Raw genomic sequence first — 13651 nt, forward strand, 5'->3', positions numbered from 1 at the left:
GGAATGCGTGAGCGAAGTTCTTGACGCCCTCGTTATTGGCGCCGGTCCGGCGGGACTCGGCGTCAGCTACTTCTTGACACGGCAGGGCCGCGACCACCGCGTGCTTGATCGAGGCCGGATTGGCGAAACGTGGCGAACGCAGCGATGGAACTCGTTTCGACTGAACTCGCCGACCATCCGCTCCATCTTACCCGGTGATTCCTACGACGGCCCCGAGCCCTGGGGCGCGATAACCCACCATGAGTTCGTCGCATACCTCGAAGGCTATGCCGAGCGGCACCGCTTGCCGGTAAGCACCCAAACTCCGGTGCAAGAGCTGACGAGAGACGATGGGATCTTTCGCATCACCACGGCGGACGGGGCATTTCTGGCGCGCAATGTGGTGATCGCCACCGGCGACCAGAATCGGCAGGTCCGGCCAGCAGGGTCGGCGGATTTGCCAACCGCAATTCGCCAAGTCGATTCCTCGGCTTATCGCAACCCGGCCGAGTTCGAGAGTGGCGCGGTGCTGGTGGTCGGCAGCGGCCAGTCGGGCGGCCAGATCGCCGAGGATCTGGCGTTGGCAGGACGTGTGGTCTTTTTGGCGACCAGCCGCAACGGCCGTTGGGTGCGGCGCTACCGCGGGGGCAACATACTCAAATGGCTGACGCTGTCCGGTTTTCTCGACGTTCCGCGCAAGGAACTCGTCCTCCCCTCCGGCAAGCTGCAGGCCCGCGCGCTGGTCGGCGCGACTCACACGATCAGCCTGCAATCGCTGAGCGCGCAGGGCGTGGTGCTGCTCGGCCACTTCAGGGGTGTGGAGAACGGCAACCTCGTCTTCGGCGACGAGCTCGACGACCATATGCGATTTGCCGACAAAGTCTCCGCGAATGCCAAGCGCCTGGTTGACGAGTACATCGAGCGCGCCGGCCTCGATGCGCAACTGGCCGAGGATGATCCGGCCGAGACGATTGAACCGCGCTTGCCCGATCCTCCGATCCGCTCCCTCGACTGGACGGCGAGCGGCATCAGATCAGTGATCTGGTGCACGGGCTTCACCGGCGATTTCTCATGGGTTCGGCTTCCCGGCGCGCTCGATGCAGCCGGCCAGCCCGTCCACGAGGATGGCGTCGGCGCTGTTCCAGGTCTGTTTTTCGCCGGCCTCGATTTCGGATCGACGCGGAAGTCGGGCACCATACCGGCCATTCCAGAGGAGGCGGCCGCCATCGTGGAGCGACTTGTCCAAGCGCGAGCCGACTTGCCACGGAACGGCGTCTAAACCAGCCGTCGAACGCGGGTTCTTGAACTGCAAGAACATGACAGCTCTGGCGCGATCAAGACGACGCACGCTGCCTAGCGGACCGAGCCGGCACAGTCGTTCGGAATGGTCGACCTGGAGACGCCAAAAGGAGGTGCGTCAAGGCGCACGATCGGTCAGCGCGCTCGCGCCTTCTTCCGCGGCGCAATGTGCGCAGCAGTAGATGATGTCATCCTGTTCGACGCCATGTCCGATGATCCGGCATCCGCAATGCGGACACGTCGGAGCAAGTTTCTGGACCGCGCATTCGAAGCTGTCGAATGTGTAGGTCTCCTCGGCCATCGTCACGTTGAAAGCCTTGTCGTAGTCATTCCCGCATTGATCGCATCTGGCCATGGTTCTTTTCCTTCTTTCACTGGCTCCAAGCTCGACCAACCTGCCGCGCGGCGATAGGTTCCCGCCAGGATCAGGGGGCCGTCCTAAGGCGGAGACGACCGCGAGCCTGTGCCACGACGCTGTTCGATCGCACGGATCACCTCGTCGATACCCCGCGGCTCGATGTCGAGTTCCTTCAGGCCAGGCACGTCGATTGCTGCCACATTGTCCTGACGCATGAGATCGACCTGGTTGCGCGTTATGGGGGCAGCCGGGAGGAGTTCCGCGACGCCAGCCAAGGCGTTCCATACCGCAAACGGCACCGGCATCAGCTGGACGTGCGTACCGAGCTGTCGGGCGATCTCCCGAAGCAGTTCCTTATAGGTGTAGATGCGCGGGCCACCGAATTCGAATATGGATGAACCCTTGTGGCTTCGCCCGTCGATCAGCCGGCTCACTGCTTCTGCGACGTCTGCCACATGGACCGGCTGAAGCCGTGTGCCTCCATCGCCGAACAGCGGATAGACCGGCAGGAGGCGTATCAGCCTCACAATGGTTGTCAGGAAAGCGTCGTCAGGTCCTGTCATGACGGCGGGACGCACAATGAAAGCGCCGGGAAATGCGCTTTCCACGGCACCTTCTCCGCGCCCACGCGCCCTTATGTAATTCGAATCCGATTGAGGATCGGAGCCGATCCCCGAAATCTGGACGAACTGGTCGATCGCGCGGTCGCGCGACGCGGCAGCGAGATCGCCCGCGGCTTTCACATGCACGCGTTCAAAGGTCTGGACGCCCTGCTCGACGTAAAGACTGACGGCATTCACGACCGCCCGCGATCCGGCAATGGCCGACCGGATCGAGGACGCATCCGTTATATCCGCCTCGACTGCTTCGGGCATCCTTGTAATCGAGGAGAAGACCAGGGCCACGCGAGCCGGATGGCGAGATGCGGCGCGCACCGTGAAACCTCTTTCCAGGAGCCGCTTCACGATCCTGCGCCCGAGAAAGCCAGTTCCGCCGAACACGGTGACGATCCGTTCCGGGTTGAGATCGTCGGGATCCATTTGCCTCGCCATCCCTTTGTCCTCGCATAGCTGCCACGAGGACTGCCCTGGCCGGCATTTGAACCAGCCCGTCGAACATCAGGACGATTGAGGAACAACGCAGGAACGCTTTTGTTCCAGTCAGCGCTGGGCGGATGTTTGACAGATCGGCAAACCATGATCTGAACCGCAGGCGCAGCAAAACGGCCCCACTTCGAGAATGGCCTAGTTTCGCCCGTAAAACACATTCTCGACATGCACCGGCCAGCGCCACGGCAGCACCGCCACCATGTCGAAGCGCACCGATAATTTTCCGTAGTCGGATTGGCGCGACAGCCAGAAATCGGCGGCGCCTTCGATGCGGTGCTCCGATTCGCGACCGACGGCTTCCATTGCCTCCATCAGCGTGCGGCGCGCCTTGACCTCGACGATCAGCACCAGATCGCCACGCCGCGCGATCAGGTCGATCTCGCCGAACCTGGTGCGGTGGCGGCGGGCAAGAATTCGGTAGCCTTTCAGCATCAGCGCCGCCGCCGCCAGCCATTCGCCGTGATGGCCGCGCCGGTAGGCCTTTTGCCGGCTGGCGCTCGGCCGTTCAGCCATCGCCGTCTCCGCCGGCCCCGTCTCTTCCAGCATTCTTGAGGTCGAGCAGCCGACGATAGAGCGCCTGCTTCTGGCCACCCGTCATCTTGGCGGCTTCCGCCGCTGCCTTGGAGGCCGGCATCTCGGCGGCGAGCGAAAGCAGCAGCCGGTCGATGTCTTCTGGCTCATCAGCGACCGCATCGGCCGGGCCGACGCAGATGACGATTTCACCCTTGGGCGTATCGGCTCCCGCATAATGGCCGGCGAGCGATTGCAGGGTGCCGGTCCGCATCTCCTCGAAAGTCTTGGTCAGCTCGCGGCCGACCGCCGCCTTGCGGGCACCGCCCAGCACCTCGACCATGGCACTGAGCGTCTCGGCCAGCCGGCGCGGCGATTCGAAGAAGATCAACGTTGCCGGCACCGCCTTCAGCGCTTCCAGCCGCGTCAGCCGCTGCCCGGTCTTCACCGGCAGGAAGCCGGCAAACAGAAACGCGTCCGAGGGCAGGCCGGATGCCGTCACTGCGGCAAGTGCTGCTGATGGGCCGGGGATCGGCACGACACGAATGCCGCGTTCCAGCGCCTCACCGACCAGCCGGTAGCCGGGGTCGGAGATGAGCGGCGTTCGGGCATCCGAGATCAGCGGTAGGCTTCGGCCGGCCAGCAGCGCCGCGATCAACTTCGGTCCGGCCTCGCCGGCATTGTGCTCGTGGTAGGCGGTGGTGCGGCGGCGGATGCCGTAGCGGTCGAGCAGCACGCGGCTGACTCGTGTGTCCTCGCAAGCGACGATATCGGCGGCGGCGAGCGTTTCCAGCGCGCGCAGCGTGATGTCAGCGAGATTGCCGATAGGCGTCGCCACCAGGTAGAGCGCCGGCTCGAGCGGCCGGGCGGCGATTTCGGTCTGCCCGACCACATAACTGCGTTTGGCCGATTCGCCGGTCACCTGCACAACTCCGTTCGACCCTGTTTGGCACGGCTCACGCTTGCTTGCAAAAGCCCGGGTTCCAAAAGGGATGCCGACGTGAACCAGCCGCCATGCCTTCGCCATAGTAGGGAACGAAACCGTTGCCGGCGAATTTTACACCTGATCTCGGGAGGAGCAGGATGAACAGCCTGACCATACAGGACGTTTTCGAACCCTACTATGCCGGCCGCAAACGCTTCGCCGCGCCATGCGACAAGAGCCTGCCTGCCGAAGCCGCAGATCGCAGAGCCAAGAAGCCGCTTGCACGCCAGCGATCGGCCGAGAGCAAGCAAGCAAACGAAACCGACCGCACGATGGAGCACTGACCGGACGATGCCCAATCGCTTCGACATTTTCATCACCCGCCTCGAAACAAAAAGCGCCCGCGATGGCGCAGCGCCACATTCCACAGACGACCAGCACCGTGCCTCGCGCGACAAAAGCGAGATCAAGCCGGCCCGTTCCGGAGAGACCAGCGAAAAAGATCGCGCCAAACACCGCCACAAGCACGAGGCTTGACCCCGCAAACCTTAGCAATCGGTCGAGACAGTTCTCGAAGCGCGGTTGCGAATGCTCCGCGATCTATCATTCACCCAGATACTTCGAGACACGGGCCTCCAGCAGGCCCACCAGAGCCGGGTCTATGAATGCATAGTCGTCGGGAATATCGAGGCAGATTACTCGAGCCTTTTTCAGGCTTGTCTTGAATTTCTGCTGCAGTTTGGCGCGGTGCGTTTTTTCCATCACGAAGGTGATGTCGGCCCGGGCGACGAGTTCATGCGTCATTAGTGCCGGCCGAAGCGACCTCGATGTCCCGCCGCTTGGAAAACACCTGCTCCGCCGTCGGGCTGCGCAAGCGATTCTGGCTGCAGATGAAGAGAACGTTCTTCAACGTGCTATCTGGCCAAATCCGCCACGACCGCATCGAGCACGATCATGCCGGCCGGCGTGGCGCGCAGGCGGGCATTGCCGATCGGTGCCACCAGGCCTTCGTCCTGCAGCACCGACAGCCGTGCCGTCGACAGGCCGCGCCCTGAAAATGCCTCGTAGCGGGAAAGGTCGATGCCTTCCGCCAGCCTCAGCCCCATCAGCAGGAACTCGTCGGCTTCTTCCGATCGCGTCAGGATCTCGCCGCCGGTAACGCCATGGCTCTTGGCCTCGACCAGATTGGCCCAGGTCTCCGGCATTTTCTCGGCGATCGTCACCACGCGGCGGCCATTTTCGACGAACCGGCCATGCGCGCCGGGACCGACGCCGACATATTCGCCATAACGCCAGTAGGTGAGATTGTGCCGGCTTTCGGCGCCGGGCCTGGCGTGGTTGGAAATTTCGTAGGCCGGCAGTCCGCGCGCGGCGGTGATCTCCTGCGTTAACGCGTAGAGATCGGCGGCAAGCTCATTGTCTGGAATGATGAATTTCCTTGCCGCATGCAGTGCATGGAACGGCGTGCCTTCCTCGATGGTCAGCTGATAGAGCGACAGATGGTCTGCGGCGTGGCCGATCGCCTGCTCGAGCTCCGCCTGCCACGCTTCCGGCGTCTGACCGGGTCGCGCGTAGATCAGGTCGAACGACAGCCGTGGGAATATCTCGCGCGCCAGGCCGATCGCATGCAGGGCCTCATCGACATTGTGCAAACGGCCGAGGAAGCGCAGATCCTTGTCGTTCAGCGCCTGCACGCCAAGCGACACCCGGTTGACGCCGGCCGCGCGATAGCCGCGAAAGCGCTCGGCCTCGACCGAGGACGGATTGGCCTCCAGCGTCACCTCGATGCCATCAGGCACCGACCAGTTCTTCGCCACTGCATCCAGCACCGCCGCCACGGTCTGCGGCTTCATCAGCGACGGCGTGCCGCCGCCAAGAAAGATGCTGGTCACCTCGCGCGGCCCGGTGCGGCCGCGCATCGTCGCCAGCTCGGTCTCGAAGGCGCGGGCAAAACGCTCCTGGTCGACCGGCTGGTGGCGGACATGGCTGTTGAAGTCGCAATAGGGGCATTTGGCCGCGCAGAACGGCCAGTGGACGTAGACGCCGAAACCGGGGCTGCGGTCGAGCAGCATGGTCATGCGCCGGCCAATCGGGCTTGGGCGAATTTCTGGAAAGCACGGGCACGGTGCGACAATGCGGTTGGCTGGCCGGGCTTCCAGCCATGCTTTTCCTCCGCGCTCATCTCGCCGAAGGTCCTTTCGAACCCATCGGGCAAGAACACCGGATCGTAGCCGAAGCCGAGCTCGCCGCGCGGCGGCCATACCAGCGTGCCCACGACCTCACCGCGAAAATATTCCGCCTGGCCATCGGGGAAGGCAAGGCAGATGACCGCGACAAAGCGGCCCTTGCGCTGGGCAGGCGTGATCGCGCCAACTTCTTGCAAGGCCACTTCCGTGCGCTGCATGGCCATGCCGAAGTCGCGGGAGCCGTCCGGCGTCTCGGCCCAGTTGGCGGTGTAGACGCCGGGTGCGCCGTCGAGCGCATCGACACACAGGCCGGAATCGTCCGACAGCGCCGGCAATCCAGTTGCCTTGGCGGCGGCCAAGGCCTTTATGAGGGCGTTCTGCTCGAAAGTGGTGCCGGTCTCGTCCGGCTCCGGCAAGCCGTATTCCTTTGCGGACTTCGCTTCGATGCCGAATGGCGCCATCAGATCGGCGAATTCCCGCAATTTGCCGGCGTTATGGCTGGCGACGACGATCTTATGCCCGTCAAGCGAATGAACAGCTGGCGAATGAACAGTCGGCGAATGCATCAGATGCCCCAGATTCTTGGCTCGGCGAACTCGATCGAATTGCCCGAGGGGTCGCGAATATAGATCGAGCGGCCGCCCTGCGGCCATTCGAACTCGCTTTCGATGGCGATTTTCTTCGCCTCAAGATGCGCTTTCCAGCGTGGGATTTCATCCGCGCTTGCGGCGAAGCAAAGATGGCCCTCGCCGACCGTGCCATGCGGCGGCACGGGCAGCTTGGCGTCGGCCCGCGGCGGCACCTTGGTCGCCTCGGCATTGAAGATAAGCAGCACGCCGTCGCCGCAGCGGAAGAAGAGATGCCTGCCATCGACCTTACCGAGCAGATCGAGCCCGAGGACGCCCGAATAGAACCGTTCCGCGGCAGCAAGGTCCGTCACGTAGAGTGCTGATTCCAGGATTGCTGAAGGGGTCACAGGATCGCCAATCTCTTCAATATTGACCGCAGCTAAGCCACGGCCATCTGCTGCAAGCTGACCAGGCGCTGAATGCCTTTTTTGGCGAGCCCCATCAGCGCCGCGAACTGCTCTTCCGAGAACGGCTCGCCCTCGGCTGTGCCCTGGATCTCGACGATACCGCCCTTGCCGGTCATGACGAAATTGGCGTCGGTGCCGGCCGAGGAATCCTCGATATAGTCGAGATCGATGACCGGCTGCCCATCATGGATGCCGCAGGAGATCGCCGCGACGTGATCCTTAAGCACCTTGCCCAGGCTCGCCATCTGGCGGGCTTCCATCCAGCGCAGGCAGTCGTAGAGCGCCACCCAGCCGCCGGTGATCGAAGCGGTGCGCGTGCCGCCGTCGGCCTGGATCACGTCGCAGTCGACGGTGATCTGCTGCTCACCGAGCGCCTGCAGATCGACCACGGCGCGCAGGGAGCGGCCGATCAGCCGCTGGATCTCCAGCGTGCGGCCGCCTTGTTTGCCGGCCGAAGCCTCGCGGCGCATGCGCTCGCCGGTCGAACGCGGCAGCATGCCGTATTCCGCCGTCACCCAGCCCTTGCCGGAGTTGCGCATCCAGCCCGGCACCTTTTCCTCCAGGCTGGCCGTACACAGCACATGCGTGTCGCCGAACTTCACCAGGCACGAGCCTTCCGCATGCTTGGAGACGCTGCGCTCGAAGGAGATGGGGCGCATTTCGTCGAATTGGCGTTTGGAAGGGCGCATTCAGGCTTCTTTCTTTCTTCGGAATCTTGGCCGGGGAATCTTGGCCGGCTTGTAGCCGCACGGGGCGTGAGGCGCAAAGGAAAATGGACCGGTTGCGCCGACGCCGCGGAAGTCTATATCTTCGGACCGGAGGTTTTTGGCTCGAATGACCAAGGTAGTCGATCCCGGTTCGCAGTCGCCAGTGCTCTCGTCGCCGGCACTTCAACCGCCCGCGCTTCAATCGCTCGATATGCGTTCGCGCGACATCTTCCGGCGCATCGTCGATTCCTATTTGCGGGATGGCGAGCCGGTCGGTTCGCGCAGTCTGTCGCGCATCCTGCCGTCATCGCTGTCGCCGGCCACCATCCGCAACGTGATGAGCGACCTCGAGCATCTCGGCCTGATCTACGCGCCGCACATCTCGGCTGGCCGGCTGCCGACCCAGGCCGGCTTGCGCTTCTTCGTCGATGCATTCATGGAACTCGGCGACCTCTCCGACGAGGAGCGCCGCACCATCGAGGCGCAGGTGCGCGCCTCCGGCTCGGGCGCGACGCTGGAGCATATGCTGACCGAGGCCAGCCAGATGCTGTCCGGCATGTCGCGCGGCGCCGGCCTCGTGCTCGCCGCCAAAAATGAGGCGGCGCTGAAGCACATCGAATTCATCCAGCTCGAGCCGACCAAGGCGCTGGCCGTGCTGGTCTCGCAGAACGGCGACGTCGAAAATCGCGTCATCGATCTGCCCGCCGGCATCACCGTCTCGCAATTGCACGAAGCCTCCAACTTCCTCAACGCCCATATCCGCGGCCGCACCCTGGCCGAGGCCCGGGTCGAGATCGCCCGCATCAAGGAGGAGACCAGGGCAGCCCTCGACACGCTGTCGCAGGATCTGGTCGAGAAGGGCCTGGCGGTCTGGGCAGGCGCCGAAAGCGGGGTGCCTGGGCGGCTTATCGTGCGCGGCCGCGCCAATCTCCTGGAAAACGTCACCGCCCAGGCCGACATAGAATTGCTGCGGCATCTGTTCGAGGATCTGGAGACGCAGGATGGGCTGATCCAGCTCCTCGACCTCGCCGAGGAAGGCCCGGGGGTGCGCATATTCATCGGTTCGGAAAACAAGCTGTTTTCGCTGTCGGGCTCCTCGCTGGTGGTGGCACCCTATCGCGACAAGGACGCGCGCGTCGTCGGTGCGCTCGGCGTCATCGGGCCGACGCGGCTGAATTATGCGCGCATAGTACCGATGGTCGACTATACCGCGCAGCTGATTTCGCGCATGCTGCGCTAGGAGCCGCCGCGGCTTGCCGCAAGGAGAAAAAGAATGGCGCTGGAATCGTTCAAGGCCCAGATCAGCCTACTGCTCGAGGAAATGGTCAATCAGCCTGAGGATCAGCACGAGGTGCAAGAGCAGTTGCGTGAGAAGCTGCAAGAGATGCGGGCCATGGGCCTGCCGCTGCCGGCCGATCTGGTCGCGCTGGAAAAGCGCCTCGACGACGACTTCTACGCCTCTGGCAACTGAACGGGGTTCGGCTTCAAATCCTCGTGTGCTGGACGACCGCTTGGAACGACCAATGCTTGATCCCGTTTGTCCTCTTCGAGGCAAACCTCGGAGGACGTTAATGATCCGATCTGGCGGCTTTGCGGCCGTTGCCGTTGCCCTCCTTGCCGCGACACCGGCAGCCGCCCAGCAGGCGGATCAAAAGGTGCTCAAAGGCGAAGCCGCTTTTGGCGATTGGCACGCCGACAGGCCTGGCGTCCGCCGCCTGATCGGGCCGCAAGACATGCCGGCAGCCGACCCCGCTCAATCCGCTTCGAACGGCGGCGGCGTGGCGGAACGGCCCGAAAGCGCCGAGCCAGAATTGCCGCCGGGCTTTTCGGCCGAAATGATCGCCTCCGGACTCTATAATCCGCGCGTCGTTCGCGTCGCTCCGAACGGCGACCTGTTCATCGCAAACGGCCATGCCGACCAAATACGCGTCTACCGTCTGGCCGAGGGCCGCGCCAAACCCATCGAGAAAGCGATTTTCGCCCAAGGCCTCAACTATCCATACGGCATCGCCTTCTATCCGCCAGGCGGCAAGCCGCAATGGGTCTATGTCGCAAACAGCGACAGCATCGTCCGCTTCCCCTATCGCGACGGTGACCTGAAGGCGTCCGGTAAACCGGAAACCATTGTCGCCAAAATCCCGTCGGGCGGTCACTCGACCCGCGACATCGCCTTCTCGCTTGACGGCAAGACGCTTTTTTTATCGGTTGGCTCGGACTCGAATGTCGCCGAGGACATGGACAGGCAGCCGGATGGCGGCCTCGACGCCTGGGCGAAATCAAAGCCGCTCGGGGCGGCCTGGGGCCCCGAGGAGGGCCGTGCCGATGTGCTCGCCTTTGACCCGGACGGGAAAAATCCCCGAACTGTCGCCACCGGCCTGCGCAACTGTACGGGCATGACGGTGCAGCCCGCCAGCGGCGCGTTGTGGTGCGTCGTCAACGAGCGTGACGAGCTCGGTGACAATGTGCCGTTCGAGTTTGCAACTGAAGTCAAGGACGGTGCGTTCTATGGTTGGCCTTGGTACTACATCGGCAATCACGAGGATCCGCGCCATCAGGGGGAGCGGCCAGACCTCGCCGGCAAGGCCACTGTCCCCGACGTGTTGATGCAGGCGCATTCGGCGCCGATGAACATAGCCTTCTACTACGGCGAGAACTTTCCGGCGGATTACCGGGGGGATGCTTTCGTCACCATGCATGGTTCGTGGAACCGTGGCGCCAGGACCGGCTACAAGGTGGTGAGGCTCAAATTCAGGGATGGCAAGCCGACCGGCGAGTATGAGGACTTCATGACCGGCTTCGTCATCTCGAACGACGCCGTCTGGGGCCGCCCTGTCGGTGTCGCCATGGCCAAGGACGGCTCCCTGATCGTCACCGAGGACGGTAACGGCACCATCTGGCGCGTTACCTACGAAGACGGCCGCTCCTGAACGGCGGCGTCGCCTGCTGCGCTGGCGCAATCGAATTCGGCCGGAGGGAATTCACCCAACTTCAACATTGTGCGACAAGCGCGAACCATGACGCTCACGGGGTTCCTCGCCTATAGCGCCGCCCTCGGCATCGCGGCAGCCATCCCCGGCCCAGGCGTCACCGCGCTTGTTGCGCGTGCGCTGGGTTCCGGCTTCCGCTCGTCGCTGGCCATGTCGTTCGGGCTGATGCTCGGCGACCTGACCTATTTGACTGCCGTGGTGCTCGGCCTGGCTTTCGTCGCACAGACGTTCGGCGTGATCTTCCTGGCCATCAAATGGCTGGGCGTCGCCTACCTCGCTTTTCTTGGCTGGCGTTTCTGGACGAGCGGCATCACGCCCGAAACGGTAGAGGCGAAGAAAGGCAAAGGCGGCTTGGCATCCAGCTTTGTAGCCGGTCTCGCCGTCACACTCGGCAATCCGAAGACGATGATCTTCTATCTCGCCATCACCCCGACCATCGTCGATCTGAAGACGATCACACTGGCCGATTACGGCATCCTGGTCGCGCTCACTATCATCGTTCTGCTCGTGGTGCTGGTGCCCTATCTGGCGCTGGCGGCCAAGGCGCGCTGGTTCCTGAAGTCGCCGCGGGCGCTGAGGGCACTCAACCGCACCGCCGCCGGCTTCATGGTCGGTGCGGCGGCGGCAATTGCCGCCCGCCAGTAGATCTCTTCGCCAATCCGCCCAACGCCCTGCAAGGCGCCGGTATTCAGCACGAACGTCACTCGGATATTTTTCGAACGTGCCTATCTTGCGCGGTGGATGGCTCTATCCTATGCCCGCCCGGCTCTTGCCGCTTGACCTCTGGGAGGAAAACCAATGAACAAGCCCGCCACCCACACACACGTGCCCGGCCGCGGCCGCATCTACAATTCGATCACCGAGACGATCGGCGACACGCCGCTGGTGCGGCTGGATAAATTCGCCAGGGAGAAGGGCGTCGTCGCCAATCTGCTGGCCAAGCTCGAATTCTTCAACCCGATCGCCTCGGTCAAGGACCGCATCGGCGTCTCGATGATCGAGGCATTGGAGGCTTCGGGCAGGATTACACCCGGCAAGACCACGCTGATCGAGCCGACCTCGGGCAATACCGGCATCGCGCTCGCCTTTGCCGCCGCCGCCAAGGGCTACAAGCTGATCCTGACCATGCCTGAAACCATGTCCGTCGAACGCCGCAAGATGCTGGCACTGCTCGGTGCCGAGCTGGTGCTGACCGAAGGGCCGAAAGGCATGAAGGGCGCCATCGCCAAGGCCGACGAACTGGCGGCAACACTGCCCGACGCCGTCATTCCGCAGCAATTCGAAAACCCGGCCAATCCGGAAATCCATCGCCGCACCACGGCCGAGGAAATCTGGAACGACACCAATGGCGAAGTCGATATCTTCGTTGCCGGCATCGGGACCGGCGGCACCATCACCGGCGTCGGACAGGTGCTGAAGAAGCGCAAGCCCTCGGTGCATGTCGTCGCCGTCGAACCGGAAGCCTCGCCGGTGCTGTCGGGCGGCCAGCCAGGCCCGCACAAGATCCAGGGCATTGGCGCCGGCTTCGCGCCAAAAATCCTCGATACGACGATCTACGACGAGATCGTCAAGGTTTCGAACGAGGATTCGGTTGCCAATGCACGGCTCGTCGCTCGGCTCGAAGGTGTGCCGGTCGGCATTTCGTCGGGTGCCGCCCTGCAAGCGGCGATCGTCGTCGGCTCGCGGCCCGAGAACAAGGGCAAGACTCTCGTCGTCGTCATCCCCTCCTTCGCCGAGCGCTATCTCTCGACTATCCTGTTCGAGGGATTGGGGACTTAGAGTCTGGACACGAGAGTGTTTGACCGGTTGTAGCGATCCTTCGCGCTGCCCCTCCGGCATCAAACATTCTGTATCGACGCTTCGGCGTGGACCGCTGAAAAAACCACCAAATCGTCGCTGCCCGGCAGGTGGAGGACTTCATGTATAAGCTCTATACGCGTGCCAATACCGGCGGCTTTGTCGTCGAGGCGGCGCTCGCTTTGGCAGGCGTGCCTTTCCACCAGGTCGACGTTCCGAAGGGCCGCCTCGATCAGGCCTTTCTTGATATCAGCCCCTTGAACCAGGTGCCGGTGCTGATCTTGCCGGACGGACGCTCGATGACCGAATCCGCGGCGATCTGCATCCTGCTGGCCGAGCGCCACCCGGAAGCAGGACTGGCGCCCGCGGCAAGTTCGCCTGACCGTGCGGATTTCCTGCGCTGGATGTTTTTCATGTCCTCCGTCATCTATCCAGCCAACCTGCGGTTCTTCTACGCGCATCGCTACACGGCCGACGCCGCTGGCGTGGACGCCCTCAAACAGGCGGCCTTCTCGGAAATGGATCGCAGCTTCGCCATTCTCGATGCCGCCCTCGACGGCCGCGACTGGCTGGCCGGCGACCAACTCTCGCTGGCCGACATCTATCTCGTCATGTTGGTGGCCTGGCATCCGGAGGTCGCGAAGGTTCCAACCGCTTGGCCGAACATCGAACGCCTGTGGGCCAATTTGCGGGAACATCGGGTGATGAAGAGGCTGAATGCTTCCCACAACATGTGGCCGGCCTGAGCACTCCGCCTT

General features: G+C 63.4%; 16 protein-coding genes and 1 pseudogene. 8 read left to right on the forward strand and 9 right to left on the reverse strand.

Annotated features, from left to right (window positions below):
- Positions 1-7 precede the first annotated feature (7 nt).
- The gene (locus tag NKH83_RS07725) at positions 8-1258 is read left to right on the forward strand and encodes a flavin-containing monooxygenase (RefSeq protein WP_352803027.1); all 1251 of its coding nucleotides are present in this window, start codon (positions 8-10) and stop codon (positions 1256-1258) included.
- 138 nt (positions 1259-1396) lie between these two features.
- On the opposite strand, the gene NKH83_RS07730 is transcribed toward NKH83_RS07725, so the two are convergent.
- The 4 genes from NKH83_RS07730 to rsmI all read right to left on the reverse strand — a co-directional run bounded on the left by NKH83_RS07730 (position 1397) and on the right by rsmI (position 4177).
- Entirely contained in the window at positions 1397-1633 is a 237-nt protein-coding gene (locus NKH83_RS07730) for a metallothionein (RefSeq protein ID WP_023678971.1), read from the reverse strand.
- A gap of 83 nt (positions 1634-1716) precedes the next feature.
- Positions 1717-2688 (reverse strand): complex I NDUFA9 subunit family protein, encoded by a 972-nt coding sequence (locus NKH83_RS07735; protein WP_352802300.1) that lies wholly within the window; start codon positions 2686-2688, stop codon positions 1717-1719.
- 192 nt (positions 2689-2880) lie between these two features.
- Positions 2881-3258 carry a YraN family protein gene (locus tag NKH83_RS07740; RefSeq protein ID WP_023678973.1) on the reverse strand — a complete coding sequence of 126 codons (378 nt, stop codon included), beginning with the start codon at positions 3256-3258 and terminating at the stop codon, positions 2881-2883.
- Positions 3251-4177: a 16S rRNA (cytidine(1402)-2'-O)-methyltransferase gene (gene rsmI / locus NKH83_RS07745; RefSeq protein WP_352803031.1), complete on the reverse strand. Its 927-nt coding sequence runs from the start codon at positions 4175-4177 to the stop codon at positions 3251-3253. The genes NKH83_RS07740 and rsmI overlap by 8 nt, the downstream gene beginning before the upstream one ends.
- A gap of 161 nt (positions 4178-4338) precedes the next feature.
- On the opposite strand from rsmI, the gene NKH83_RS07750 reads away from it, so the two are divergent.
- The gene (locus NKH83_RS07750) at positions 4339-4524 is read left to right on the forward strand and encodes a hypothetical protein (protein ID WP_352803033.1); all 186 of its coding nucleotides are present in this window, start codon (positions 4339-4341) and stop codon (positions 4522-4524) included.
- Between the two features lie 259 nt (positions 4525-4783).
- Here the strand turns inward: NKH83_RS07750 and NKH83_RS07755 are convergent.
- The 5 genes and pseudogenes from NKH83_RS07755 to rph form a co-directional block, all read right to left on the reverse strand.
- Positions 4784-5090 (reverse strand): annotated as a pseudogene (locus NKH83_RS07755) (low molecular weight protein tyrosine phosphatase family protein).
- A gap of 4 nt (positions 5091-5094) precedes the next feature.
- The gene (gene hemW, locus NKH83_RS07760; RefSeq protein WP_352802306.1) at positions 5095-6258 is read right to left on the reverse strand and encodes a radical SAM family heme chaperone HemW; all 1164 of its coding nucleotides are present in this window, start codon (positions 6256-6258) and stop codon (positions 5095-5097) included.
- Positions 6255-6932 carry an RdgB/HAM1 family non-canonical purine NTP pyrophosphatase gene (gene rdgB, locus NKH83_RS07765; RefSeq protein ID WP_352802308.1) on the reverse strand — a complete coding sequence of 226 codons (678 nt, stop codon included), beginning with the start codon at positions 6930-6932 and terminating at the stop codon, positions 6255-6257. Before rdgB ends, hemW begins: the two co-directional genes overlap by 4 nt.
- A complete protein-coding gene (locus NKH83_RS07770) occupies positions 6932-7342 on the reverse strand; it encodes a VOC family protein (protein WP_254818002.1) in 411 nt (136 codons plus the stop codon). The genes rdgB and NKH83_RS07770 overlap by 1 nt, the downstream gene beginning before the upstream one ends.
- Before the next feature lie 32 nt (positions 7343-7374).
- Positions 7375-8091: a ribonuclease PH gene (rph, locus tag NKH83_RS07775; RefSeq protein ID WP_352803037.1), complete on the reverse strand. Its 717-nt coding sequence runs from the start codon at positions 8089-8091 to the stop codon at positions 7375-7377.
- A gap of 145 nt (positions 8092-8236) precedes the next feature.
- On the opposite strand from rph, the gene hrcA reads away from it, so the two are divergent.
- From hrcA to NKH83_RS07805, 6 genes are all read left to right on the forward strand, one after another.
- Positions 8237-9349 (forward strand): heat-inducible transcriptional repressor HrcA, encoded by a 1113-nt coding sequence (hrcA, locus tag NKH83_RS07780; RefSeq protein ID WP_254818004.1) that lies wholly within the window; start codon positions 8237-8239, stop codon positions 9347-9349.
- A gap of 33 nt (positions 9350-9382) precedes the next feature.
- Entirely contained in the window at positions 9383-9580 is a 198-nt protein-coding gene (locus NKH83_RS07785) for a hypothetical protein (RefSeq protein WP_254818005.1), read from the forward strand.
- A gap of 100 nt (positions 9581-9680) precedes the next feature.
- Positions 9681-11036 (forward strand): PQQ-dependent sugar dehydrogenase, encoded by a 1356-nt coding sequence (locus NKH83_RS07790; protein ID WP_352803042.1) that lies wholly within the window; start codon positions 9681-9683, stop codon positions 11034-11036.
- Between the two features lie 87 nt (positions 11037-11123).
- Positions 11124-11741, forward strand: coding sequence for a LysE family translocator (locus NKH83_RS07795; protein ID WP_352803045.1), 618 nt, complete (start codon positions 11124-11126; stop codon positions 11739-11741).
- A 153-nt stretch (positions 11742-11894) separates the two neighbouring features.
- Complete coding sequence (cysK, locus tag NKH83_RS07800) at positions 11895-12875, forward strand: cysteine synthase A (RefSeq protein WP_352803048.1); 981 nt, start codon at positions 11895-11897, stop codon at positions 12873-12875.
- A 140-nt stretch (positions 12876-13015) separates the two neighbouring features.
- Positions 13016-13639 carry a glutathione S-transferase family protein gene (locus NKH83_RS07805; protein WP_352476830.1) on the forward strand — a complete coding sequence of 208 codons (624 nt, stop codon included), beginning with the start codon at positions 13016-13018 and terminating at the stop codon, positions 13637-13639.
- The last annotated feature ends 12 nt before the right edge of the window (positions 13640-13651 follow it).

Origin of the sequence: Mesorhizobium sp. M0909, from assembly GCF_040319515.1 — a bacterium.
Lineage (GTDB): Bacteria > Pseudomonadota > Alphaproteobacteria > Rhizobiales > Rhizobiaceae > Mesorhizobium.

Excerpts from the sequence above, each read along its gene's own strand:
- NKH83_RS07730 (WP_023678971.1), bottom strand. The coding sequence starts at position 1,633 with ATGGCCAGATGCGATCAATGCGGGAATGACTACGACAAGGCTTTCAAC.
- NKH83_RS07735 (WP_352802300.1), bottom strand. The coding sequence starts at position 2,688 with ATGGCGAGGCAAATGGATCCCGACGATCTCAACCCGGAACGGATCGTC.
- NKH83_RS07740 (WP_023678973.1), bottom strand. The coding sequence starts at position 3,258 with ATGGCTGAACGGCCGAGCGCCAGCCGGCAAAAGGCCTACCGGCGCGGC.
- NKH83_RS07750 (WP_352803033.1), top strand. The coding sequence starts at position 4,339 with ATGAACAGCCTGACCATACAGGACGTTTTCGAACCCTACTATGCCGGC.
- hemW (WP_352802306.1), bottom strand. The coding sequence starts at position 6,258 with ATGACCATGCTGCTCGACCGCAGCCCCGGTTTCGGCGTCTACGTCCAC.
- rdgB (WP_352802308.1), bottom strand. The coding sequence starts at position 6,932 with ATGCATTCGCCGACTGTTCATTCGCCAGCTGTTCATTCGCTTGACGGG.
- rph (WP_352803037.1), bottom strand. The coding sequence starts at position 8,091 with ATGCGCCCTTCCAAACGCCAATTCGACGAAATGCGCCCCATCTCCTTC.
- hrcA (WP_254818004.1), top strand. The coding sequence starts at position 8,237 with ATGACCAAGGTAGTCGATCCCGGTTCGCAGTCGCCAGTGCTCTCGTCG.
- NKH83_RS07785 (WP_254818005.1), top strand. The coding sequence starts at position 9,383 with ATGGCGCTGGAATCGTTCAAGGCCCAGATCAGCCTACTGCTCGAGGAA.
- NKH83_RS07790 (WP_352803042.1), top strand. The coding sequence starts at position 9,681 with ATGATCCGATCTGGCGGCTTTGCGGCCGTTGCCGTTGCCCTCCTTGCC.
- NKH83_RS07795 (WP_352803045.1), top strand. The coding sequence starts at position 11,124 with ATGACGCTCACGGGGTTCCTCGCCTATAGCGCCGCCCTCGGCATCGCG.
- cysK (WP_352803048.1), top strand. The coding sequence starts at position 11,895 with ATGAACAAGCCCGCCACCCACACACACGTGCCCGGCCGCGGCCGCATC.
- NKH83_RS07805 (WP_352476830.1), top strand. The coding sequence starts at position 13,016 with ATGTATAAGCTCTATACGCGTGCCAATACCGGCGGCTTTGTCGTCGAG.